The 24,762-nt window shown below is 39.3% G+C and carries 24 protein-coding genes, 1 tRNA gene and 1 riboswitch; of the genes, 5 read left to right on the top strand and 20 right to left on the bottom strand.

What is annotated here, in order from left to right; genetic code table 11:
• The 5 genes from FZC40_RS14160 to FZC40_RS14140 all read right to left on the bottom strand — a co-directional run bounded on the left by FZC40_RS14160 (nt 1) and on the right by FZC40_RS14140 (nt 4,944).
• A complete protein-coding gene (locus tag FZC40_RS14160; protein ID WP_243135827.1) occupies nt 1–636 on the bottom strand; it encodes a DUF1638 domain-containing protein in 636 nt (211 codons plus the stop codon).
• A gap of 31 nt (nt 637–667) precedes the next feature.
• Entirely contained in the window at nt 668–1,621 is a 954-nt protein-coding gene (locus tag FZC40_RS14155; RefSeq protein WP_148605493.1) for a CobW family GTP-binding protein, read from the bottom strand.
• A 207-nt stretch (nt 1,622–1,828) separates the two neighbouring features.
• On the bottom strand, nt 1,829–2,896 hold the full coding sequence (locus FZC40_RS14150; RefSeq protein ID WP_148605491.1) for a uroporphyrinogen decarboxylase family protein: 1,068 nt from the start codon (nt 2,894–2,896) through the stop codon (nt 1,829–1,831).
• A 65-nt stretch (nt 2,897–2,961) separates the two neighbouring features.
• Entirely contained in the window at nt 2,962–3,627 is a 666-nt protein-coding gene (locus FZC40_RS14145; protein ID WP_148605489.1) for a corrinoid protein, read from the bottom strand.
• A 411-nt stretch (nt 3,628–4,038) separates the two neighbouring features.
• Nucleotides 4,039–4,944: a 5'-nucleotidase gene (locus tag FZC40_RS14140; protein WP_148605486.1), complete on the bottom strand. Its 906-nt coding sequence runs from the start codon at nt 4,942–4,944 to the stop codon at nt 4,039–4,041.
• Between the two features lie 267 nt (nt 4,945–5,211).
• Nucleotides 5,212–5,312: riboswitch (TPP riboswitch) on the top strand.
• Nucleotides 5,313–5,399: 87 nt separating this feature from the next.
• Between FZC40_RS14140 and thiC the strand changes: the two genes are divergently transcribed.
• Together thiC and FZC40_RS14130 are read left to right on the top strand one after the other, a co-directional pair.
• Nucleotides 5,400–6,713, top strand: a complete 1,314-nt coding sequence (thiC, locus tag FZC40_RS14135) for a phosphomethylpyrimidine synthase ThiC (protein ID WP_148605484.1) — start codon at nt 5,400–5,402, stop codon at nt 6,711–6,713.
• Between the two features lie 187 nt (nt 6,714–6,900).
• Entirely contained in the window at nt 6,901–7,314 is a 414-nt protein-coding gene (locus FZC40_RS14130) for a hypothetical protein (RefSeq protein WP_148605482.1), read from the top strand.
• A 104-nt stretch (nt 7,315–7,418) separates the two neighbouring features.
• Here the strand turns inward: FZC40_RS14130 and FZC40_RS14125 are convergent, their stop codons facing one another.
• The 4 genes from FZC40_RS14125 to FZC40_RS14110 form a co-directional block, all read right to left on the bottom strand.
• The gene (locus FZC40_RS14125; protein WP_148605480.1) at nt 7,419–9,413 is read right to left on the bottom strand and encodes an FAD-dependent oxidoreductase; all 1,995 of its coding nucleotides are present in this window, start codon (nt 9,411–9,413) and stop codon (nt 7,419–7,421) included.
• Between the two features lie 64 nt (nt 9,414–9,477).
• On the bottom strand, nt 9,478–10,011 hold the full coding sequence (locus FZC40_RS14120; RefSeq protein ID WP_148605477.1) for a GNAT family N-acetyltransferase: 534 nt from the start codon (nt 10,009–10,011) through the stop codon (nt 9,478–9,480).
• Nucleotides 10,012–10,049: 38 nt separating this feature from the next.
• Nucleotides 10,050–10,505 carry a redoxin domain-containing protein gene (locus tag FZC40_RS14115; RefSeq protein WP_148605475.1) on the bottom strand — a complete coding sequence of 152 codons (456 nt, stop codon included), beginning with the start codon at nt 10,503–10,505 and terminating at the stop codon, nt 10,050–10,052.
• Between the two features lie 124 nt (nt 10,506–10,629).
• Complete coding sequence (locus FZC40_RS14110) at nt 10,630–11,133, bottom strand: DUF2127 domain-containing protein (RefSeq protein ID WP_148605473.1); 504 nt, start codon at nt 11,131–11,133, stop codon at nt 10,630–10,632.
• A gap of 260 nt (nt 11,134–11,393) precedes the next feature.
• Between FZC40_RS14110 and FZC40_RS14105 the strand changes: the two genes are divergently transcribed.
• Complete coding sequence (locus FZC40_RS14105; protein ID WP_148605470.1) at nt 11,394–13,052, top strand: TIGR03768 family metallophosphoesterase; 1,659 nt, start codon at nt 11,394–11,396, stop codon at nt 13,050–13,052.
• A gap of 104 nt (nt 13,053–13,156) precedes the next feature.
• Here the strand turns inward: FZC40_RS14105 and FZC40_RS17615 are convergent, their stop codons facing one another.
• From FZC40_RS17615 to FZC40_RS14055, 10 genes are all read right to left on the bottom strand, one after another.
• Nucleotides 13,157–15,724 carry a winged helix-turn-helix domain-containing protein gene (locus tag FZC40_RS17615; RefSeq protein ID WP_279233346.1) on the bottom strand — a complete coding sequence of 856 codons (2,568 nt, stop codon included), beginning with the start codon at nt 15,722–15,724 and terminating at the stop codon, nt 13,157–13,159.
• A gap of 60 nt (nt 15,725–15,784) precedes the next feature.
• The gene (locus FZC40_RS14095) at nt 15,785–16,756 is read right to left on the bottom strand and encodes an ABC transporter permease (RefSeq protein WP_148605468.1); all 972 of its coding nucleotides are present in this window, start codon (nt 16,754–16,756) and stop codon (nt 15,785–15,787) included.
• Nucleotides 16,753–17,496 carry an ABC transporter permease gene (locus FZC40_RS14090; RefSeq protein ID WP_148605466.1) on the bottom strand — a complete coding sequence of 248 codons (744 nt, stop codon included), beginning with the start codon at nt 17,494–17,496 and terminating at the stop codon, nt 16,753–16,755. The genes FZC40_RS14095 and FZC40_RS14090 overlap by 4 nt, the downstream gene beginning before the upstream one ends.
• A 9-nt stretch (nt 17,497–17,505) precedes the next feature.
• Complete coding sequence (locus tag FZC40_RS14085; protein WP_148605464.1) at nt 17,506–18,444, bottom strand: ABC transporter ATP-binding protein; 939 nt, start codon at nt 18,442–18,444, stop codon at nt 17,506–17,508.
• 155 nt (nt 18,445–18,599) lie between these two features.
• On the bottom strand, nt 18,600–19,220 hold the full coding sequence (locus tag FZC40_RS14080) for a class I SAM-dependent methyltransferase (RefSeq protein ID WP_148605461.1): 621 nt from the start codon (nt 19,218–19,220) through the stop codon (nt 18,600–18,602).
• 127 nt (nt 19,221–19,347) lie between these two features.
• The gene (locus tag FZC40_RS14075; RefSeq protein ID WP_148605459.1) at nt 19,348–19,911 is read right to left on the bottom strand and encodes a TetR/AcrR family transcriptional regulator; all 564 of its coding nucleotides are present in this window, start codon (nt 19,909–19,911) and stop codon (nt 19,348–19,350) included.
• A 74-nt stretch (nt 19,912–19,985) separates the two neighbouring features.
• Nucleotides 19,986–20,579, bottom strand: a complete 594-nt coding sequence (locus tag FZC40_RS14070; protein ID WP_148605457.1) for a TVP38/TMEM64 family protein — start codon at nt 20,577–20,579, stop codon at nt 19,986–19,988.
• A gap of 473 nt (nt 20,580–21,052) precedes the next feature.
• Complete coding sequence (locus FZC40_RS14065; protein ID WP_148605455.1) at nt 21,053–21,484, bottom strand: hypothetical protein; 432 nt, start codon at nt 21,482–21,484, stop codon at nt 21,053–21,055.
• Entirely contained in the window at nt 21,477–21,683 is a 207-nt protein-coding gene (locus tag FZC40_RS14060; protein WP_148605453.1) for a helix-turn-helix transcriptional regulator, read from the bottom strand. Before FZC40_RS14060 ends, FZC40_RS14065 begins: the two co-directional genes overlap by 8 nt.
• Before the next feature lie 186 nt (nt 21,684–21,869).
• Nucleotides 21,870–21,959: transfer RNA gene (locus FZC40_RS14055), tRNA-Ser, on the bottom strand.
• Between the two features lie 269 nt (nt 21,960–22,228).
• Between FZC40_RS14055 and FZC40_RS14050 the strand changes: the two genes are divergently transcribed.
• On the top strand, nt 22,229–22,903 hold the full coding sequence (locus tag FZC40_RS14050) for a Sua5/YciO/YrdC/YwlC family protein (RefSeq protein ID WP_148605450.1): 675 nt from the start codon (nt 22,229–22,231) through the stop codon (nt 22,901–22,903).
• A gap of 67 nt (nt 22,904–22,970) precedes the next feature.
• Here the strand turns inward: FZC40_RS14050 and FZC40_RS14045 are convergent, their stop codons facing one another.
• A complete protein-coding gene (locus FZC40_RS14045; RefSeq protein ID WP_148605448.1) occupies nt 22,971–23,648 on the bottom strand; it encodes an NAD(P)H-dependent oxidoreductase in 678 nt (225 codons plus the stop codon).
• A gap of 228 nt (nt 23,649–23,876) precedes the next feature.
• On the opposite strand from FZC40_RS14045, the gene FZC40_RS14040 reads away from it, so the two are divergent.
• Complete coding sequence (locus FZC40_RS14040; protein ID WP_148605446.1) at nt 23,877–24,761, top strand: ABC transporter ATP-binding protein; 885 nt, start codon at nt 23,877–23,879, stop codon at nt 24,759–24,761.
• Nucleotide 24,762 lies beyond the last annotated feature (1 nt).

The following is a 24,762-nucleotide window of genomic DNA, read 5'->3' as shown; positions in this document are numbered from 1 at the left end:
TTATTTTGCATTAATCCCAAAATCCTCTTCTGTTATAATCCCCTGGGAAGCTACCGTAATAAAATTTTCTTCATCCCAGGGTCCGCTGATAATTTTTTCAATAAAAGCAGATTGCCCCTGGATGGTTTCATACTCCGCTTTAAATAATTCAGCAATTTCTTTTGACTGGCGGATAACCTCATCCTGACGGACCCCGCCGGTTTCAATAAACAGAATTTTTTTATAACCGTCATACATTCTATTTAATATTTTATTGGCTTTCTGGGGCCCAAACTTTTGTAAAATGCGCTGATAATCGGATAAAATTGATTTCTCGGTAATCATCCATCCATTGCTGAGATAAAACGTGCCAATTTCTTTTTTGAAATCACAGACGCAACCATTTTTCGGGCATAAAAATATCGATATACAATCATGGACTCTGGGTATGACCAGCTCGCAGTTTGTTGCCTTTAAGCCATTCGCTGCCCCGCCGCATAAACCAAAGGCTAAAATAATTTTGTCATAGCCCTGGGACTGATCAATAATTCTTTGTAATTCAGTTTTCAACTTTTTCGGATAAAGATGAAAATCCATGGAAACGAACTCGAAATCCAGGTCATCTAATCGTTCGATAGCCTGAATTTCTTCTTTCATTACCTCACATGCGATTACTTTTATCTTCATCTTAAAAAATATTAATCAGGTTCTCTTTGTTTAGATCATGGCCTATTACCGTTATTCGGCCAGTGTGATCCGGTTCCGATGCTCTTATTTCAAATTGTCTGGGGACAAAATCAAACTCAATCCAATGATCACTATCCACCTGAACTTTTCCTTTTGAGCGCACCACTTTCCCATATTTTTCTTCGTTTTTCAGCCCCTGAAAGATGCTTGTCAATTCATCTAAAGGATAAACTTTTGGTGTTTCAATGCCCCAGCTTGTAAACTCATCATGGTCATGATCATGGGGAAGTTCCGGATCGTATTCAACTTCATCCGTTGTTGTTTCAGTGAACACTTCTTTTAATGCTTCCTGTTTTACATCCGCTTCCGACAGTTCAACCAATTCAATCCCGCTTAGATCATCCCAGGGTGTTGTGATGATTTGAGCTTTTTCGTTGAGTTCTCTTATTTTCGAAACAACCACTTCCAGTTCTTCAGTGTTAACGCTTTGGGTGCGACTTAATACGACCGTACTCGCATGGATAACCTGGTCTTCATAAAACTCACTGAATAAATTACTGAATTCCTCATACATCGTCACGTCGACGGCTGAAATAATCATATTCAGGCGCACATCATTTTCTGCTTCGACTTTCTTTACAATTTTAACGATTTCCGAAAGTTTTCCAACCCCGGAAGGTTCGATGATAATGCGTTCTGTTTCTTTTGCATCAATAATTTCTATCAACGTATCGTTAAAATCATTCGCGGTTGAGCAGCAAATGCAGCCTGCTTTTATTTCTTTTATTTCAATATTGAATTTTTTTAGAAATTCTCCATCAATGGGAATATCGCCAAATTCGTTTTCGATAATCGTCACTTTTTTCGAGTACACTTTTTCGTCAATCAGCTTTTTAATTAAGGTTGTCTTCCCAGCACCAAAAAAGCCGGAAAAAATATCAATTTGTATCGTCATCGTTTCACTTCCTAATCTATTTGCTATTATTTAAAATGATCTTGAATCTGTCTGATTTGCTGAATAATCCCAAATACACGTTAAGGTGAACACCCGTCTGGTGTTCACCTTAAGCGCGTGAATTTTCAGCAAACTCAAACACAAAATAGCGGTCTGAATCCCAGAATATTAATAATAATCACCAGATTTTGTAATCACTTTATAATTTTATCGTCCGTATCGCTTTGATGCTTCAACCATCGCGGCAGCATTTAACAAGTTCCCATTTGGCGGGAATTCACAACCAGTGGAAAGAATGAATCCGGCATTATATTTTTTAAAGGTATCAATTTGATTTTTGCAATCTTCCAATACTTCATCCGCCGTGAAAACTAAACCCGTTTCAGCCGGATCGGAATAGCCAATTGTAATGACTTTATCTCCCCATGCTTTAGCATGCTCTTCCCATGTTTTAGATCCATGGGCCGGATGGGCAACGGATATTGCAACAGGGTCCGACCATTTTATGACTTCTTCAAAATATACGCCATCACCACAGTTATGGATGGATACCGCCGCCCCGGCTTTACGAATGGCATCGGTTATTCTTTTTAAATACGGTCCCTCAAATTTCTCCCAGGTCGTGTTTCTAAGAACAGTTCCTGAAGAATATAACGGATCGATACAAACTGAATGCGCACCTGCTTCAACCTGAGCAATAGCATATTCCACCAATACGTCAGTTATTGTATCAACCGCCGCTAAAACTTCATCGGGATGTTTAATGAGATCCACAAATAAATTTTTATGGCCTCTAATCTGAGACAATACGCCTAAGGGACCATAGATAAATCCCAGAATTGCCACTTCATTTCCCTTTGCTGCTGAAAGGCCTTTGATAATATCAATGACTTGTTTCATCCGTTTTGTTTCTCGAGGGTTAATTTTTTTTATCTTATTATAGTCGTCATAGGTTTTAATGAATTGGTTATTAAAATCCGGATAAGCGGTGCTGTATCTCGGGAAAATAAGTTCCTGGCCAAAATCAGCCGCTTCAACAGAAAGATCAACAAGTAATAGAAAGGCGTCCTGTCCAATTAATTCCTGTGCGGCAAGTAAACTTTGGGTTGCCAATTCTGCATCGTTGGACCATTTATCATATCGCGTTCCCAGAACTCTGTATGAGGCACCGCAAACGAGTGGCACTGCCGGTATTCGATCTACCTCTTTGCGTTCCAGAGTTCGGACAACCCTCTCCAGGGAAGTTAATTCTTCTTTTCTTTGTATCAATGACATATTTGATTTCCTCCTGTTAATAGTCTTTACACTGTATTTTCGTTTTACAGTCGTTTTATTCTATATTAGATCTCGTTTCCATAGGCTGCTACTAATCTATTTGCCAATTTTACCGCCTCTGCTGCATTTTCTGCGTATCCATCGGCGCCAATTTTATCTGCATAGCCCTGTGATATTGGACCGCCGCCGATTAATACTTTATAATCGTCTCTAATATCTTCTTCGTTTAGAATCTCAATTACTTCATTCATACCTTCCATTGTTGTTGTCATCAAAGTGGAGACCACAATAAATTCGGCCTTTTCCTCTTTAGCCTTTTCAACAAAGGTTGCCGGTGCAACATCTCTACCCAAATCAATAACATCAAAGCCGCCGGTTTCAAGCATGATCTTGACAAGATTTTTTCCAATATCATGAGTATCCCCTTCAATAACGCCAATCACTGCTTTTCGTTTGATCTCGTTATCTTTAGTTTTTATATGGGGTTTCAATATTTCCAATCCTGCATACATTGCATCAGAACAGATTAGCAGTTCTGGTACAAAATATTCTTCTTCATCAAAAAGTTTTCCGGCCTGATTCATCCCAACGGTCAATCCATTAACGATTGCCTCATATGCATCCAGGTTCTCAGCGATAACCTGTTTGCTGAGTGCAACTGTTTCTTCTTCTTCCATATTGAGCACAGCTTCAGCCAGTTTATTGTATAATTCCTCTTTGTTTATTGACATTCTAAGTCCTCCCTATATTTCATATATGTCATATCTTTCATATATGTTTTGTAAGGATAGTGTAAGTGATTCTTTTATATTTGTCAATCATTTTATTGTGTTTTTTTTAATTTTTAATTACAACAAAATATGTTTCATAAAAAAATCTCCTAATTTAAAATATGATTTTAAATTAGGAGAAAACAAAATATTTTTCCTTGAAATAATTTTTACACTGAATTCACTTAATTTTCACATAACTGTCAAAACTTGACCACATGCGAGAGGTAAACTAAGCGTAATGATTAACACCGATTAATTAACTTTCCATAATTAATCAGTTTGATATAGATTAAAAACAAACAATCCTCTCTCTCTCAAAAAAGAATCCTTTCTTTCTAAGGATTCTTTTTTTTTGCATTTATCAAAAGCCTATTCCTCATTCATTTTATAAGGCACCCGGGCCGAAGGTACAAACTCCGATGTCGCATCCGTATGTATCACCTGGTCGTCAAAATAAATATGGGCGCCAAAGGCCTTCAATACATCCTGTTTTTCCATTCCTCCGAGAAAAAAAGCCTCATCAATCCGAACATCCCAGGCCCTTAATGTTCGGATTACCCGTTCGTGAGCCGGTGCATTTCGAGCGGTTACCAATGCCGTTCGAATCGGAGCCTGATTTTTATCGAACTGCTTTTGAAGGGTAGACAGTGTTTTTAAAAATTTGGCAAAAGGACCTTCCGGCAAAGGGTTCTTGGCATTTTTAGCCTCATATTCCTGAAAAGCTTCAATTCCCTGGGCCTGATAAATTTTTTCAGAAGCATCAGAAAAAAGAACCGCATCGCCATCAAAGGCAATTCGAATTTGATCAATTTCTTTCATTTTTTCGCTGGGCAGATGCTGAGTATAGATAATTCCGGCCGCTACCCCCGAGTTGATGGCCTCTTGAACATCTTCCTCATTAGCTGATAAAAACAAGTCGGTTTGAAATGCCTCCAAATAAGGCGACAGAAAAGCCCCGCTGACCAAAGCGGCTCTAGTAATGTCCAGATTATAATATTTGATCGAGTTAAAAATCCGCAGACTGGTATCAGCACTGTTTTTGGACATGACAATAATTTCAGTTTTCCGTTTATCCGGCTCGATCTCATTAAGATTAAGCAAAGCTCGGATTAAATCAAACCCGGTACCAGGACTTAAAATATCGTTTTCGTGTTCGATTTGATATTGTGCATAGGCCTCAACGCCGTCTGTATCAAAAATCTGATTTTCTTCTTCTAAATCAAAAAGCGCCCGGGAAGATATGCCAACCACTAAACAGTTTTCAAATTTATGCATGATGCTTCGCTCCTCTATTTTATTCTTAATTTTTTTATTTCTTCTGATTTAATCCACAATTTTGTAAGTTATCCCCACATTTTGTGGATGAACTGACTTGTGGTCCACCCATTCACAACGGTGGGCTCGGATAAAGATTTCAGCTGATTTCTGATTTTCCCTGAAGGATGTCTGAAATGCGATCATTTAATTGTTCATATTATAGCACATTTTATTTTTCCAAAATTGACATTTTTTTACGGTATGATATAATATAAAAAATTAAATATTTATTTGCGGGGGGACTAGATGATAGTTGAGAAGGTTAAAACCTGACCCTTTGAACCTGTTAGTTAATACTAACGTAGGGAAGCAGAGCGTTTCGGCTAATATTATTAATCAAGTGCTTTTAGTGCTTTCCTGAATGGGAAAGCGCTTTTTTTTTATAAAAAGAACAACTTTGAAAGGAACATCCGATGAAAAACTACAAAACTCAAATGGAAGCAGCCAAAAAATGCATCATTACACCAGAAATACTAATCGTAGCGAAGAAAGAATTCATGGAACCCGAAAAACTCAGGGGACTAATTGCCTGTGGTCAGGTTGCCATTCCGTCAAATATTAACCATGCATCACTCTCCCCGGAGGGTATCGGCACCGGACTGAGCACAAAAATCAATGTCAATCTGGGGGTTTCAGGAGACTGTAAAAACTATGATATTGAACTGGAAAAGGTTAAGCTCGCTCTGAAATTTGGCGCTGAAGCGATCATGGATTTAAGCAATTATGGGAAAACCAATACCTTTCGCAAAGAACTCATAAAAATCTCTCCGGCCATGATCGGTACCGTTCCCATGTACGATGCCATCGGTTATCTGGAAAAAGACTTATTGGAAATCACCCCCCAGGATTTTATGAGAGTCGTTCGATCGCATGCTGAAGAAGGGGTTGATTTTATGACCATCCACGCCGGCATCAACAAACGGGCCATTGAAGCCTTTAAGAGTACCGGTCGAAAAATGAATATCGTTTCCCGGGGCGGTTCCCTGCTCTTTGCCTGGATGGAAATGACCGGAAATGAAAATCCCTTCTATGAATACTATGATGAATTTCTGGAAATTCTTCGGGAATTCGACGTTACCATCAGTCTTGGTGATGCGTTAAGACCGGGCTGCATTGATGACAGTTCCGATGCCTCACAACTCAGCGAACTAATCGAGCTGGGCCAGCTTACCAAACGAGCCTGGGAAAAAGATGTTCAGGTTATGGTTGAAGGCCCCGGACATATGGCAATGAATGAAATCGCGGCCAATATGACCATTCAGAAACGGCTGTGTCATGGTGCTCCTTTCTATGTTTTAGGCCCCTTGGTAACCGATATCGCCCCGGGTTATGACCATATTACCTCCGCCATTGGCGGTGCCATCGCCGCCGCCAGCGGTGCCGATTTTCTTTGCTACGTCACCCCGGCAGAACACTTACGGCTCCCGGATATCAATGATGTAAAAGAGGGTATTATTGCCAGCAAAATTGCTGCCCACGCCGCAGATATCGCCAAAGGACTGCCTCATGCCCGAGAAATCGATAATAACATGGCAGAAGCTCGTCATAAACTCGATTGGGATGCCATGTTTGAACTTGCGATTGATTCTGAAAAAGCAAGAGCCTATTATGAAAGCGCCCCTCCTGCCGAAAAACACACCTGTTCGATGTGTGGGAAAATGTGTGCCGTGAGAACCACCAATATGATTTTAAAAGGAAAAACGGTCGAATTTTATTCTGAAAATTAATCGCGAAATGCCATATTTATTTTATGAAATAGCGTCACCGGAACAATACAACTGATTGATTTCGTGATATAATAAAATTATTATAATCATTTATTATCAGAAGATGAGAAATCAAGAGAAAAACAGCCGGTTTATCAGCCATATACCAACCAAAAAAGCATCTTCAACTTTAGGAGGCAGAAAGTCATTGAGAATAACAAAAGAAGAATACGAGCATGGTGATCATCCCAAAAAAAATTTGACTAAAGCAGTTTTATCGAAACCCGTATCGTCTGATACCACTCAAGTTGAAATTAGCGATGCACAAAAAAAAGAAGCGAATAAAGTAAATTTATCAATGCAATTGTCGTCTGATGCGATTAAGAAACGGCTATTAATTATGATCGAGGAAACCATTCACAGTTTGTCGGCGCCTGACAAAAGTCTGGAAGACATTGAAAAAGCATACCTCGTCTACACTGGACAAATGATGGTTATTAATCGTTGCCATTTATTAACCTCCGCAGAACAGCAAGAGCACAACGCAAAAGTATACGCTTGTTATTATAAATGCAAGCTATCCTTTAAAAAAATAAACTTCAAGCTGCGGAAAACTGATTAAAACGCTCCGACTGAACCACAACTAATTTAAGACTAAATTTAAAGGCCAATTGTTTTATCAAGTTGCGGCGTACAACGATAAAACAATTGGCCTTTAACAGTTTTTTACAATTCCCGGGCTATTTCATAGGCATCCCAAATGGCATACATAATATTGTTCACATGCCGGGAGTCTCCAATATTGTAGACCGGAACCTTGCTATCCACATTAATCTGATTGTATAAATGGTCTTCAGCCGTATAGCCAATGGCAATAATCACGGTATCAGCCAAAAGTTTGACCTCGCCATCTTGAGTAGCCAGTGTAATACAGTCTTTTTCAACGCTGGAAACCTGAGTGCTTTTATGAATTTTAACCTGATGATAGGCTAATTCATCTTTTAACATATCGTAATTCATAAATGGCATACCATGGGGGCCACCGGCTATATCAGGAGCCATCTCAACGATTGTGACATCTTTCCCCTGCTGGGCAAGCCACAACCCCGTTTCACAGCCAACCAATCCGCCACCAATAATCAGGACTTTTTGTCCCACCGGCTTTGTTCCCAGCAATGCTTCGCTGGCCGTGATCATTTCTCTTTCATTTCCGAAATTTCCGGCAATTGGCTGGGACCCAGTTGCTACCACAACAATTTCATCCCCTTGGATTTCGATCTTCTCTTTATTCATCGTTATATTTTTCTTAACCATGACCTGCAGAAGCTCAAGCTGTCTTTCATACCATGCCAAAAGCTTTTTATCATTTATTTTAAAATCCGGCACGCTTCCGGGGATTAAGTTTCCTCCCAGCTTATCCGATTTTTCACAGAGTGTCACATTATGCCCGCGGATGGCACAAACCCGAGCGACTTCCATTCCGGCCAGTCCCCCGCCAATGACAAGAACATTTTTCTTCTCTTTTGCCGGTTCAATGCCATATATCTTTTCACGCCCGACTTCCGGATTAACCGCACAACACAGCGGCGCGTGGGATATTCTTCCGAGACAACCGTCATGACAGGACAAACAGGGCCGGATCTCATCTAAACGTCCCTGTCTGACCTTTTCCGGATAATCAGGATCCGAAAGTAGCGGCCGGCCATAGCTGACAATATCACATGAATCGCCAATAGCCTCACAAGCCATATCCGGGTCATCCATGCGACCGGCTAAAATAATCGGCACCGTAACATGTTGTTTTAAAATTCTTCCAAACTCACGATACATGCCGCCTTCCTTAAAGTACATCGGCGGATGGTTCCAATACCAGGAGTCGTAGGTTCCGGCATCCACGTTCAGAGCATCATATCCTGCCGCAACCAAAAGCTTGGCGGCCGCGATTCCTTCGTCGATGTCTTTTCCGACTTCAACAAATTTTTCTCCCGGCAATGCTCCCTGCCGCAATCCTTTCATAAAGCTCTTGAGGCTGTAACGTAGGGTAACCGGATAATCTGCTCCGCAAACAACTTTAATGGCCTTGACAATCTCGGTCGAGAATCTTAACCGATTTTCTAGACTGCCGCCATAATCATCGGTTCTCTTATTGAAAAAGGAAATGGCAAATTGGTCCAACAAATAGCCTTCGTGAACCGCATGAATTTCCACACCGTCAAAGCCCGCAGCTTTTGCGACTGAAGCAGCCATCGCAAATTTTTTAATAGCCTCCTGAATTTCTTCAACGGTCATCTCTCGGTGAATAATGGCAGGGTCCCAGCGGTTTTCCTGCTTAGACGGGGCAATATACTTACCAACAAATCCCGGTATGGCGCTTCTCCCCAGTCCGCCTGTCAATTGTATAATAGTCTTTGCTCCATATGCATGAATCCGCTCATTCATCTGCGTTCCCGCATAAATAAAGGCCAATGGATTGACGGTGGGACAGGGAATAACCGGTTTTGTCATATCCTCTACCGCTAAATCAACACTGCAAATTCCGGTAATAATGAGACCGACCCCGCCTTTTGCCCGTTCGACATAGTAATCCTGTCCTCTTTGATTAAATGCTCCATTATCATCCGCAAAACCGATTGGTCCCATGGGCGCCATGGATATTTTGTTTTTAATCTTAAGTTTTCCGATATTGGTTGGTTGGAATAGTTTTGAATACCTGTTTTCCATTAACAATTCCCCTTTCCGTTCTAATTTGCCAAAAAGCAGTCACTAAATGAGTACCTAACCCACTTTAATTTTTTATTTTATAAATTTTTTCAAAAACTTCTTTTTTAAACGCAAGAAACTTTTCCTCTGAAAGTTTTTCAGGAAAGCTCATGATTCTAAGCAGTATTTCTTTATCCCCGTCTCCTCTTAAAACTGGTTGATGATATCCAAATTCAGATAGAAAAAAATCCATTCTTTTATAAAAATTGATACGCCGTTTTCCAATTTCCGTTTCATTGTCTTCCACTTCAATCATCACCGGTTTGGTTGCTTTTTTTAGATAGGCTTCCAGCATTTTTGAACCGATCCCAAGTCCTCGAAGTTTTTTATCGACAGCAAAATGTTCAATAAAAACAAAGGTTCCAAGATCCCATTCGGCAATAAAACCACCGATGCCATCATTGTTGTTTTGGGAAATTAAAATCCGGTAATTGCCCTTGCTTAATTGTTTCTGGCCGTTTTCATAAGTTCTGATTTCTTCTTTTTCAAAAGACACTTCCATTAAATGATAAATTTTTCGATAATCTTTTTCTTCTAATTCTGTTAATATTATTTCCATTCCAAGCTCCTGTTATTCTGTCTCTGTCTAAATATCGCCTATAATTGTTGCAAGATTTCCGCCACATCAGGAAGTGTATGAATTTCATATAATTTTGCCCATATTACCATGCCATTTTCGTCGATGAGAATATTTGCTCGCTCTGATGACCCACGGTCTTCTCTGAAAATCCCGTATTTTCTTGAGACTTCTCCCAGCGGATTAAAGTCCGCCAGGATCTTTATGTTGTTCAAACACAGTACTCTTGCCCATACCGATTTACTCGGCTGAGAATCAATACTTAAACCCAATACCACCGTATTCTTTTCTTCAAACTGTTTAAAATTTCTTTCCAAAGATCTCATCTGATCCGTACACACTGCCGTCCACGCTAATGGATGCCATGATAAAAGAACTTTCTTACCTTTGAACAAACTGAGCGATATTTCTTTTTCACTTTGGTCCTGCAATTTAAAATCGGGTGCCTTTTCTCCTACTTTAATAATGTTAGCCATTTTTTCCTCCTAGTATTTTAATTTTTCCTGCTGATCAATGCTGCCTAAATGATCTGCATAGATTCATTATAGCCACTTATAAGCTTTTTAATCAGCTAAACCGCACTCTTATCCTAGAATGACATCACTCTTCAAGTTGAACGGGCTGACTTCTCATTTTTCGATACTCAATCAAAGTTAAACCAATCATCACCGCATCGAAAATAGAAAGAACGATCAAAAACCAAGATGGGCTGATGATGTATCGGTATAACTGATAGAGTATAAATAATGCTATTGCACCTATCGTAAGAGGATAGGCCCAGCTTTTTCTTCGCCACAGCAGAAAAACAAGAATGCATTTTATCAGACCATGGGATAACAAATAGAATGACCCAAAATGTTGTGTACTGACTGAAAAGCTGTGACTTAGATTGATTAATGCATTTGCCACCATGTCATTTGGATCATGAGACAATTCTTTTTGCGTCAATAAAACAATGATATAATTTAGTCTGTCCGGGTTTAAAAATAAAAACAATATGCCGCCAATCATCTCCAATAGACCATTTAAACCTTTTAGGATCAGTCCCAGTTCAAATCCCAGATGAAAAAGATCTTTTGGTTTAGTACTTTTTTTTATCAACATGGTCAACTCCAAACTCAATCCGTATTTCTTGCCCTCTGTCATTCAGAAATAATCAAAATGATTATTTCTACCCTAGTTTACTGACAGAAAATTTTATTTTTTTAGTATATCATGAACGATTTATTAAATCATGAAGAGTCTTAAGCTTTTAGTTATATTAGATTCATCTTTTATTTAAAATATGGTAAACTAGCACTATAAAAAATATCATGGAACCATAACAAATTATCTTTACCATCTAAATAAAAAGGAGACCGAAAATGACAAAAATAAATCCTGAAGCAATTGGCGATTCAATGAGCACGTCACCAGCAGCAAGCTATCCAATCGGTTCTGAAGTTTTTACAACAGTCGAAAGAACGATTGTCCCTGTTCCGATCCCTTCATCTGCCCCTAAAATTCCGATCCACGCGCTAGCAAAATATTCGCAGTATGGTTATGGTGTCTGGCAATATGGTGAAGGTCTTGCTTATGAAAAGCGACTGGATCTCATGCCCGCTGCATACGACCATTCCTCCATTACTGAATCAATGCGACTTTTGAATTTCTTTACTATGACGGATATCCACCTGACTGATAAAGAATCGCCTGCCCAGGTTCCCTATTATGGCTACGAGTGGGGCATTATTTCAGGTTATTCGGGAATTATGCTGTATACCACCCATGTCCTTGATGCCGCCATCCAGACCGTCAATGCCCTTCACCAGAAAAAGTCATTTGATTTTGGAATTTCCCTGGGTGATGACTGCAACTGCACCCAACACAACGAACTCCGCTGGTTTATCGATGTCCTTGACGGCGAGCTCATCAATCCCTGTTCCGGAGCGAAAGATGATCCCATTCCCGGACCGCTCAATGACTATCAGGATGAATACCAGGCCGCTGGGCTTGACAAATCGATCCCCTGGTATCAGGTCCTTGGAAACCACGATCATTTCTGGATGGGCATGTTCCCGCCGGATGACTACATCCGAGAGACGCTGATTGGCGACACCATCATCAACATGGATAATATCTTCACTTCCGGTGCCGGCATCAATGGCCGGGGCTATTACATGGGCTCAATCGATGGCAGAACCCAATACGGCGACATCATCGGCGCTGGTCCGGTTTCCGACTTTCCCGATGGCGCCCCAAAAGTACCTGCCGATCCCAATCGCCGATCGCTTCTGAGACAAGAATGGCTCAGCGAATTTTTCGATACCACCACCGAACCAAAGGGACACGGCTTCAACGAATCCGATGCTGCCAGAGGATTTGGCTGCTACAGTTTTGAACCGAAAGCCGATATGCCTATTAAGGTTATCGTCGTTGATGACACTCAGCGCGATGAAGACCCCAGTGGCCCTTACGGCAATGGCAAGGGCTCGCTTGATGCGGAACGCTACGAATGGCTTGTCAACGAACTGGATAAAGGTCAGGCTGAAGATAAACTGATGATTATCGCCGTGCATATACCCATCGGTGCTACTCCCGAAAGCAGCGGTCTGAATGCTTTAATGACCTTCAGCCAATACGCTGTTGTCACTGAAGAGGCACTCATTGCCAAACTTCATACCTATCCAAATCTGATTCTGATCGTTGCCGGACACCGCCATCTCAATATGGTCACCGCCCTGAAATCACCGGACGACAGCCGACCAGAGCTTGGTTTCTGGGAAGTCGAGACCTCCTCACTTCGAGAATTTCCCCAGCAGTTTCGCACCATCGAGATCGTCAAAAACAGCAACAATACCATTTCGATCTTTGCGACAGATGTTGATCCGGCTGTCAAGGAAGGCTCCTTTGCTGATATCTCCCGGACCTATGCCCTGGCCGCTGAGCAGATCTTCAAACTGCCAACCGAAAACCGATCTTACAACGCCGAACTGGTTGTCCAATTGAGTCCAGAAATGCAGGCTAAACTGTCAGCATTTTAATTATTATGTTTATCCCCAAGACCCCCTTTTCACAAAAAAGAAAAGGGGGTCTTGGATTAACTAGAATAATTCCAGTCATTAATTGCTACGATTTAGTTAGTGGATTAAATAAATCCTTTTTTTCGGGAAAGTTCTACCGCAGAAATTCGTGAATTTACCTGAAGTTTTCCATAAATATTGATCATATGGGTTTTTACGGTGGCAATGGAAATACAAAGCTGTTCCGCAATTTCTTTATTGGAATCGCCTTTTGCCAGTTCGTGTAAAACCTCCAACTCCCGTTCGCTTAAGGGGCAGGCGTTGTTTTCTTCACATAATTTTAGCATAGCCAAATAAAATGCGCGTTCAGCCTTTGATAATAAAGGCAAAATCTTGATATGATACCTCTTATCCAATAGGATCATCACTTCTTTTTCATAAAAAAAAGGCAGTAAAATTTCATTCTGATGAGCATAATAAATAGCTTCTTTAATCAGGTTAACAATCTCGCGTTCATCACCAGCCATTTCAATTAACATGGATAATTTCAGCAAATCACCTTCGATAATTTTAAAATAGCTTTTTTCTTTACGGGCATAAGCCAATAATTCATTCAAAAATGCCATTCCCGAAGCTATTTCTCCCTGCTTTTTCAAAAGCCGGGTGTATAAAAGCTGACAATCAAGGTTGAGATTCCAATTCTCGGTATTATGATACGCCTCCATAAACTCATTTTTTATCCCTTCTGACAATCGACTAAACTTCAGTGCATATTTCAGCAGCGAAGCAATCGTCAGACGGTCATAATAGATATCGAAGGTTAAAATTTTCTCGAGCAGAGCCATCGCCTCATCTACCTGTCCCATGAGAAAATAATACTCGGCCAAATTATATTCCCGACCTCTATCATACCAACCGGCATCATCCATGTGCATGCCGGTCATTTTATCTAAGCATTCAAAGGCCTCTTCCAAACGCATCTGTTTTAGATAAACACCGGTAATACCAATTAAATAGCTGGGATACAGAGCACTCAACCCGCGATTGTTGTCTAGCAGTTGCTTTTCACGGCGGTATAAAGAAAAAGCCTCATTGATATAACCCAGCTCTTCATAGATTTGAGCTTTTGTCGATAAAGAAAAAAGATTAATGTAAGGATTTTTATCAACCTGAGGATAGGATTCGGCTTTATCAATCAATTTCAGCGAAACCTGACACTGGCTTTGATAATAAAAGAACTGCGCATTCTTGATCATAATCAACGCTTTTGTTGTACTATTAAGGTTTAACTGATCGATCTCGACTTCATTCATCAACTTCATTTTTAAATCAATCCGGTTATCAAAAACAAGCACTTCGATTCCCTTGAAGGCGTCAAAATTCGGATCGGAGGACATTTTGAGACTGGCCAGTGTAAAAATTTCCTGACACTTCTCAAATTCAAGATTTCCGTAATGATAAAACAATTTTTGATAGGCAAAATCAAAATTCTCGGTGGCGGAAGCAACCGGCACCCGATTCAGGTAAGAAAAAGTACCGGCATTCTGAGGCATTTGAAGAATTAAATCCATTGCTTTCTGATAGCTTTTTAACTCGAGCAGTTGATTCAGACATTCCTCATTATCTCCCATTTCTTTAAAAACATCAGCACTTGTTTCCCTGATCTTTCTTCTTTTCTCCTGCGGCAAGCGGTTAAATCGGTTTCTTAAATATTCTTGTAAAAGATGATGATAGCGGTAATAGTCATGTTCTTCATCAATGCACGAAATCAGGAGATTCTTTTCCTGAAGACTTTCTAATATTTTATCAAACTCACAATTATCCAGTAGTTCATTTGCTATTTCTTTTGAAAAATATGCAAATGGAGATGTACACACCAGAAATTCCTGTTCTTCTTTTGTCATTGGATCGATTATTTCACGGGTCAGGTATTCACTAATCAGTCGATTGGTTAATTTCAAACTGCCAATTTCTGACTCGTTTTTTCCAAATGATGCTCCCGCGATTAGCTGCAGTCCTCCGATCCAGCCTTCTGAAAAACCCGTCATCACTTTTAGCGTTTCCTCATCGAAAGTCAATGCCATTGTTTTTTTAAGAAACAACAGCCCCTCTTCTTTAGAAATATATAAATCGCGGTCATCAATAAAAAGCAGGTTCCCATCCATTCCTAATCCGGCCAGGTAAAACACTGGTTCCTGGCGGGTCAATAAAATGGTATGAAGATTTTGCGGCGCATGGTTGATAAAAAATTCAAAACTTGCTAAAATAGCCTCGTCATTGATTAAATGGAAATCGTCCAATACCAGATAAATTTCTTCTTTTTCATCAAGATTATTGATTACTAATGTCAGCATCTGGTCAAGACTCTCTTTACTGAGGCTAGCGTTAAAAAAAGCAAGGAAATCATCCCTCGTAGAATCCATAAACTCAACCAGCGCTTCAATGATATAATTCCAGAATAAAAACAAGTGATTACAGGATTCGTCAAGGGAAATCCATTTTATTTGTGTCAATGATTTTTCTTTTATAAACGAAGACAGCAGGGTGGTTTTGCCACTTCCTGCGCCCCCTTTTATCACGGTTAGACCGCAACTTTTCATTTTTTCCATTTTTTTGAATAACGGCTGCCGAACAATATAGTTTTTTCGCGGCTGAGGAATTTTCATTCGCGTCGATAAAATATGATTTTCCATTGATTCCTCCAAATAATATAACGTTCTTTCCGTTAAGTGTAATTCAATTTCTGATAAAGATCAATGATTGACATAGTCTTTCTTGGTTTTTACAATGGCAACGATAAAAAATATCAGGCCAAGACTTGTGAGATAAAAAAGGCTGGGTAAAATATCTTGAATGGCTAGACCCGACTCAAGTCCACCAACAAAGGTTAGATAAGCTTTTTGAGGCAGAACGCTAATGATATTCTCAAGCAACGCATTTCCTTTTTCAAAAGAATAGAAACTGCCGGAAAGCATGGTTGTAAGGATAACAATGGCCGACCCCATCATATTCGCCGTTTCACTCTTTGACGCAAGGGCATTGAGAAATAGCGAAAAGGCTGTTGCAAAAGCACTGATTATCCCTAATAGAAGAATGTATTCAGGCAGACTGAAGCCAATATCCGCTGCCATTACAAATTTAACGATGTATAGAATCATCAACGTTGGAATAAAGATAAATAAAAAGGTAAAGATACTATGAGAAAAAAGATATTTTGTCATCGACAAAGGTGACACCGCAACACGGGTGATCTGTTTCTTTTCCTTGTCATCTGCAAACATATACATTAACACGACCCCTTCTAACAACATGAACATCATTAAATAACCAATGATCCGGGTTCCAATCCCCCGGTTATTGGAACCCGCATTTTCACTAATTGTTTGTCCTGAAAACAACGCTTGAAGAGACGTTCTGTAATCATCATTTTTAATGGTTTCAATCGAAACTGTGCCGTTCGTATCGGTTATTATCGCATCATATTTCCCAGATACCAGTTCTGAAAAGGCCGGAGATTCATCGGTAATCGTGATATTAAACGATGAAGGCAGTGCTTTATCATACTTGCCATTTTCGGTTACTAACGCGATATTCCCCATCCCCTGAACGTGGGTATTAATAAAAATTGCAGCCATAATGGCCAAGGTTGTCAATGTAAGCGTGAGAACAATTCGAAACTTTTTACATAACAAACGATTTAAATCATTCTTCAAAATAGAAATCATAGATAATCCTCCCTTTTAAATAAACGCGTCGACAGCAAAATCATTAATACCGACAATCCGGTAATAATAAATGCCGTCGGTGCCAGCAAAACGTCCTTCTGATCATAGATTAACTGAAAGATCGCTGTTGAAATCCATTTGACCGGAGAAAGATAACTGATCATTTCGATTGCTTTTCCTAAACCGTCAAGGGGAAAAAACAATCCTCCTAAAACTGCCAGCAATGTGATCAGCATTGAAAGAAGCTGATTGGTTGTGCTTTCACTTTTTAACGCACAACACATTAAAACCCCCAAAGTGCATGAAAAAAAATTCAACAAAACCAGCAATCCCCATACAAAAACTCCGTTTGATCCGCCAAAATTGACATGCACCGTCAGCATCAGCACAATCCCGGCAAAAGTATAGCAGATAGTTGTGAAAACAAAACTCGCCAGGATTTTAGAAAAATAAATAAAAAAGGGTGGCACCGGCGAATGAATAATCCGCATATTCCCACTTTTAATCCGTTCTTCCATAAAACTGTTTGCAGAAATGGTTGCCGAATACAAAACGGTAAAGATCATCATCGTAATACCATAATAATCATAAGAGGTTACTTCTTTTCCATAACTTCCACTGGTGAGAAAACCGATAATTAAAATAAGCAGCAGCGGAAAACCGGTACTATAAAAAATCCACATGGGATTCGTCGCCAAATTGATTAAATCCATTTTAAAGATACGATTGAATTGATACATCTCATTCTCCTAATCCCTAAGGGATTTCCCTGTTAAATCTAAAAACACGGTTTCAAGACTCGCCGATTCACAGGATATTCCTTTAATTTTTGCGGCAATATTAATCAGTACAGTGATAATGCGATCAAGATTTTCAATTCCCTTTAATGAGGTGACCCCAATCTTCTTTCCTTCAATTATGACTGCTTTCACACCCTCAATCTGATAAAACAGATCGGCAGAAATCCTTTCCGGATTTTCAATATCGATCCAATATTGTTTTTCATTTTCAATACTTTCCTTCAGTCTTTCTTTGGTGCCGCTGGCAACAAGCTCGCCTTTATCCATGATAATGATGCGCGTGGAAATTTCTTCTACCTCTTCCATGTAGTGCGTCGTATAAAGAATTGTCATGCCTCTATCTCTCAGTTTTTTAATTGAACTCAGGATATGATTTCTAGACTGGGGATCGATCCCCACCGTCGGTTCATCCATAATTAAAAGATCCGGTTGATGAGCGATGGCACAAGCAATATTCAATCGGCGTTTCATCCCTCCGGAATACGTATCGACCTTATCTTCAGATTTTTCCAAAAGTCCGGTAAACGCTAACGCTTCATGACTTTGCCTCCGCAGCTTATCCCCCTTCAAGCCATAAAGGGAAGCAAAGAATTCAACATTCTGTTTTCCTGAAAGGTCCTCATACACTGCTAAATCCTGTGGGACAACGCCTAACTTTCTTTTAAATCCTCCTAAATTTTTATGAATACTCTGTCCACAATAATCAATCTTACCTGAGTCAAAGCCCAATGCTCCCGTCAGTATATTGATGGTGGTACTTTTACCCGCACCATTCGGTCCCAGAAAGCACAATATTTCTCCTTTTGCCACCTGAAACGACAAGTCATGAATGACTTTTTTGTTTTTGTAGCTTTTCTCTAAATGTTGCACATTAATTAAATTTTTCATTTGATCATCTCCTCTGACTAAATCTTACGTGATTCAGTCAAAAAAAGAATCAACCAAAAGGTTGATTCGAAAGGTTGAGCGGATTAAAATTTTATTAATATGGATCAAAACCAAACAAATGTGTTTCAGCTCTGCCATCGGTTTTCATCAGACCTTTATATACCAGCGGCATTAATAACAAAAGCCCTGTGATTAATTTTTTTCCAGTCAGATGCTTTAAATCCATGTCTTAATAACAATTCATGAATCTCTTTTTTTCCATAAATTCGATAATCTCCTGAATTACTCCATTTCAGCCCCCAATTCAAAAATTTTAAATACCATTCAAACGGTGCTGTCGGATCGCCCAATACCAATGTTCCATTCGGTTTTAAAACCCTATGTATCTCCTGTAATACCTGATCTGGATTGGGGTAATGGTGAAACGAGGCATTGCACACGATAATATCAAATTGATTATCATCATACGGCAGTTGTTCAGCATCTCCGACTTTTAATTCTACCCTTGCGCCTAATTTTTCTTTTGCTGATTCGATCATGTTTTCAGATAAATCAAGGCCATATAAATCCGCGTCTGATTTTAGCTTTATTTTTTCCAGAACGTTTCCATTGCCACAACCTAAATCTAAAATTGATTTGGGGTTGGCCGCCAGAACTCTCTCAACAATTTCGTCATACATGCATTTTACAAATTTCCCATCATAACTGTTGTTATAATCTTCCGCGCTCTCATCAAAATGTTTTTTCGTTGCTTGTTTTGCCTTTTCTTTGCTCATTCATTTTCTCCTTCATTAAATTTTCATCATTGACATTAGTTCATTCGATGTTTAAATAATAACCCCGATTTAAATAAGCCGGGGGTTGTTGTTTATATTGATAATTTCACTAACGAACATCACTCTTCTAAGATAGAATTTTTTTTAATATTTTATCTATCTTTTTCACCTTTTCAGCCGTTGTTATTGTCTCATCATTGATAATTGGCATTTGTCCATACAGAATGAACTTTGCTACACTTTCGGTGTCGTCAATCTGAATTTCCCCTTGCTTCTTCATGTTCTCTAAAAAATTTATCATGTGTGGCATAACAATTTTTAACATTTTTAACTCCAGTTGCTGATGAAACATCACATTTTCAGCCTGATGAAAGAAATCATGATATTTTTCTTTGCCGTCTGTCGTAATAAAATTCTTTTCCAGTCGTTCGATATATCCTTCCAGCGTCAACCCTTCCTGTGTCAGGATCTGAATCACCGGTGCACTGCATTCCTTCGCATACATTTCCACTGCTATTTCATATAACTCATGCTTTGACTTGAAATACCGATAACACAGACCCGAAACCACATTCATTTCCTTGGCAATATCTGTCATGGAGGTCGCTTCATAGCCTTTTCTGGCAAAAACTTTCATTGCCGTATCAATCATTTCCTGTTTTCTTACTTCCGGTTCTTTTGAAATTCGCATAAGCACCTCCTGATAGAAACAGTATACTCTTCGATTAATTGTTTGTCAATGAATAGCTGTCATTCGATTTTTTTCTAGTGAAAGAGGGCCAATAAAGAAGTATAAATTAAATTAATACCAAATGAATAGGCGGCAATCCCAATCGGCTTACAGGTCAAAATAATTAAAGTAAATTTTTTTACTCTCATTTCTGTCAGTCCGGCCAGATAACATAAATAATCATCCGGCGCTACTGGTGAAAGGATTGCCAACGCAAACCATTTATCAAAATTCGATCCTTTTTGCAGCCACGACTCATACTTTTGATATGTTTTTTCATTGAACACACTTCTCACAAATCCCGAGCCATAATTCTTCGCCAATATAAAAGCCATAACGGAACCAATACAAATACCGATATAATTATATATAAAACCTTTGACGGGTCCAAATATGATAACGCCTGCCAAGCAGCCAATACCACCTGGCAATACCGGGATAACAACCTGAACTGGTTGAAATGTAACAAAAAGAGAAGGTGCAAAAACACCAGCCGATTTCATAAACTGTTCCAGCGCCGTCTGTGATGTAAAGATCTGCATTTTTATTCCGTATATGATGAAGAAGGCTGATCCTAATAATCCCATAATTGTAACAGCATTAATAATCTGTTTTTTTGTATTTGTCATCTATTTCCTCTTTTTTTAGTCATACGCTAAATAATAACAGAAGCATCTTAATTTTTGCATGATCTGATGATTGCAGGTCAAAATAAGCACAAGATGTATTTTCCGAGTGTGAGATCACACCTGCACAAATCCAAATAAAAAAAGCAACGTCCTCTCGGTTGGATCGCTGCTTTTTCATATTAGGAATGAAAAGAAAAAGGGATTTGTTTGTTGTGTACATTTATGATGATAACCATTGAAACTTTATGAAACCATAGAATCATGTTAACAGTTGATTAATTAAGGAACCACTAAGATTATAAAAACCCTTGCTCTATTAAGCGAGGTGTATAATCACTGTCGTGTTGGTCTACATTTAGCTCATCATTATCTCCTATATGTCTGTATTATTTTAATTCAACACCGATATCACCTTCGAAATGAGAAGACAATGGTTCAGTTTCACTGAAAAATCAGTGTGGTTCTATCACCAATTACATTTCCTTATCATATTTACATCTGTAATAAACGCCATAAAATACCACCAACAAATAGGCTGCAACTAATAATAATATCACCGTTAATTCTACTTCCATACAAGCAAATGCCAGTAGCAATGCGCCAAATACGGGAACCATCATATCGTAGGCTTTAGCCTTGGATTTGTTCATTATGATTATATTTCGTTCATCGTTCTTATCAATTTCAACTTGTTTTGAAATTTCCGGACTATTTTTCAAAGCTCCTATGCTAATGATATTTCCCATACCATGACCAAATAATCCACAACCAATACCAATACACACATAAGGTAATGCTAAAATTGCTCTGGCAAATACCGGATTAAATTTAACAATAAATAATCCAGATAGTAATAATACAATTCCGACCAACACAAAACTTAAATTTTTAAATTTACTATTCATTGTTTTCTTCCTCATAGATAAAAATATTTTCAATACGCATGTTAAAGTATCGTGCAATTTTAAAGGCCAATAAAATTGAGGGGTTATATCTTCCCTTTTCTAAAGAACCAATGGTCTGACGTGATACCTCTAAAGCTGCCGCCAGTTCCTCTTGCTTAATACCACGTTGCTTCCTAATCTCTTCTAAACGATTTTTCATTAAGCGCCTTCTCATGGAAAGTTTGCTTTCCTTTTTTTCATTATACCATCACGCCAACAAATGTCAAGGTAACTTTCCATTTCCATCAGTACTTTTTCTAAAGGTAAAAAAAGCCTCTAACGGATAAGCTTAAAATATGGCATAAAAAAAAAACGGCTTAACCGCCGTTATTGTTGTTTTTTAAAATGGCGGAGAGAGAGGGATTCGAACCCTCGGTACACTTACATGTACACACGCTTTCCAGGCGTGCTCCTTCAACCGCTCAGACATCTCTCCAAGGTTGTTATTCTAACTTTTAAATTTTTTCATGCTCAATGATTATACGGTTTTATGCCTAAGAAGTCAATGTTTTCTTTGATTTTCCGTGAAAAATAATTATTGAATTCACCCATTTCCCTCAAATCCTTATTACTGTACCTCGATGGAAATACAAAATTGAAAACGAGTGCAAAATGTATTCGACTGTTTTTATTGTAGGTGGTATAATATCCTCACAAAATAATTTATATAACAATAATAGCAAATAAAAGAGAGGTGTTAAAATTATGAATCATGCCCGCATTGAGAGTGAATCTACACAACCGGAACACAACTATCAGTTGTTGAAAGCTGGTCAGCCAGCTTATGAAGTAGCAGCCCAGGCGATCCGAGCAGGTAAAATCGTTGTTATGCCTACCCTGACGGTGTATGTGGTCGTATGTGACGCCTTTAATTGCAATGCTTTGAATCGATTACGGGCAATCCGTCACAGTCCCTCAAACAAGCCGATTACCATCGTAATGGACAAGACAAAAATACCCGAATATGCGGTAATTGATGAACGTCAACAACGTATTATCGAACTTTTTTCACCTTCGCCGGTGAGTATGTACGTTCAAAAGAAGGAACAGACTCCGCTTGATTCAGCAACGGCTGATTCCGATGCCATCGTTGTCTATTTTCAGGACAGTCCCATCCGGGATCTTTATGAATGTTGTAACATGATCCTCGCCATCAGCTCTTCAAATACAAAGGCCTTGCCGGCTGCCGCTACAATTGAAGAGTCTATCAAATATTTCGGAGACGATGTGGATCTTTATATTGACAATGGTCCTTCCCAAGGAAATGATGCCAGTCCGCATATTGATATCAGGACCCAACCGGTGGAATCCCGAAGAACAGCTGCTCATTTTTCATTCGATAAAATCAAAGCAATTCTGGCGGAGCATAATTTAGAATAGTCTGATCAAAAGGGGAGCATCCAAAATCAACTCAGGAAAGTTGTTTAGGGATGCTCTCCATTTATTCCTATTCAATAATTTCCAGTACCTCTTCCATCTTCCGTCTTGTTTTCGGTCGGTGATCTCTGTTTTTGTAGCCGAAAGCAATCATACAAGACAATCCAAAATGTTCGGGATCAATGATCCCTTCTTCAATAAGGATTTTTTCAACCTGATCATAGTTAAAGCCTTCCATGGGCGTTGAATCCACGCCCAGCATCGCTGCTGCTGTCAGCATATTTGCCAACGGAATATAGGTCTGTCGGCAGACCCACTCGAAAAATACCCGCTCACTCTCAAGAAGGTTTAAATCCTTTTCCTGAAAATCTTTCAATTTATTCTTTCGGACTGCTCTTAATTCATCCGTAAAGTGCTGAACATTGTTCATCATATACTCAATGTAGTCCGAATCATATTTCATATCTTTTGGCTTTCTTGCCAGTATCAAAACAAAATGGCTTGCCCCTTCAAGGCTTACTTCCGCACCCCAGGCATATGGTCTAATTTTTTCTTTAATGTCCTTATTATTGAGCAGCACAAATTTCCAGGGTTCCAGTCCCATCGAACTGGGCGAAAGTCTGGCGGCCTCCATAATTACCTTGAAATCCTCTTCAGATACCTTTTTCTCCGGGTCATATCCCTTGCAGGCATAACGGGTATTGAAAGTATTTAGAATCAATTCTCTCATTTCTTTTTTGTTATTCATTATTTATTCTTCTCCTTTGGGTTTTATTTTAACTTCAATCAGTTATTCAAAATGGCTTTTTCAACTTTATTATATATTCCCTAAATCTTGTCATTTAATCAAACTAACCACTATTCTCTTCCACTCTCTTCCACTCTTTTCAAATCGTTTATTTCTGCTATATTAGGGTACATCCCCTATTGTAGCTGTGACAGAAAAATGTTAGTTAAACAAGAGAGAGGCATTCTTATGAACGTAATAGAAATCAATCAGTTAACGAAATATTATGGCAAACATCGAGGCATTGAAAATGTAACTTTTTCGGTGGAAGAAGGTGAGATTTTCGGATTCATCGGGCCAAACGGAGCCGGCAAATCCACCACCATCCGGGCCCTGCTGTCGCTGATTCATCCCACCAGCGGCAGCGCCACTATTTTTGGAAAAGACTGCATTAAATACGGCAGTGAGCTCCGCCGAGATATTGGTTATTTACCATCGGAAGTTTTTTATTATGAACACATGAAGGTCCTAGAAGTTCTCAAGTATTCTGCCAGCTTTTATGATGATGTGGACTACACCCGCATTCAAACCCTGGCCGATGTCATGGATCTGGATCTGACCAAGCGCATTGACGATTTATCCTACGGGAATAAAAAGAAGGTTGGGATTATCCAGGGGTTGCTCCATGAACCGAAACTGATTATTCTGGACGAGCCCACCGGTGGACTGGACCCTTTGATGCAGCAGAATTTTTTTGATCTTATCCGAACTGAGAATAAGAAAGGTGCCACAGTTTTGTTTTCCTCCCATATTTTATCCGAGGTACAAAAGCTCTGCGGTCGGGTTGCCATCATTAAAGATGGCACCATTGTGAAAATCGAGAATATCCGGGATATGCAAAAACACAATTACAAGAAATTCACGCTGGAATATAAAGGAGTTATTGATGTTCATCACTTCAACCTTGACGGCATTACCAACTTAACCCTAGAGGAAAACACCCTCCATTTTCTATTTAAAGGTGATATCAATCGGATTATTGAACGTCTTCAGGGCCAGGCTCTGCTGAATTTTCTCGTGGAAGAACCAAGTCTTGAGGAGATTTTTATGCACTACTATCAGAAGGAGGATTAGC

The organism is Acetobacterium tundrae, from assembly GCF_008086615.1.
Lineage (GTDB): Bacteria > Bacillota > Clostridia > Eubacteriales > Eubacteriaceae > Acetobacterium > Acetobacterium tundrae.
The sequence above is the reverse complement of the archived record's forward strand: the minus strand, read 5'-3'. Positions and strand labels throughout refer to the sequence as shown.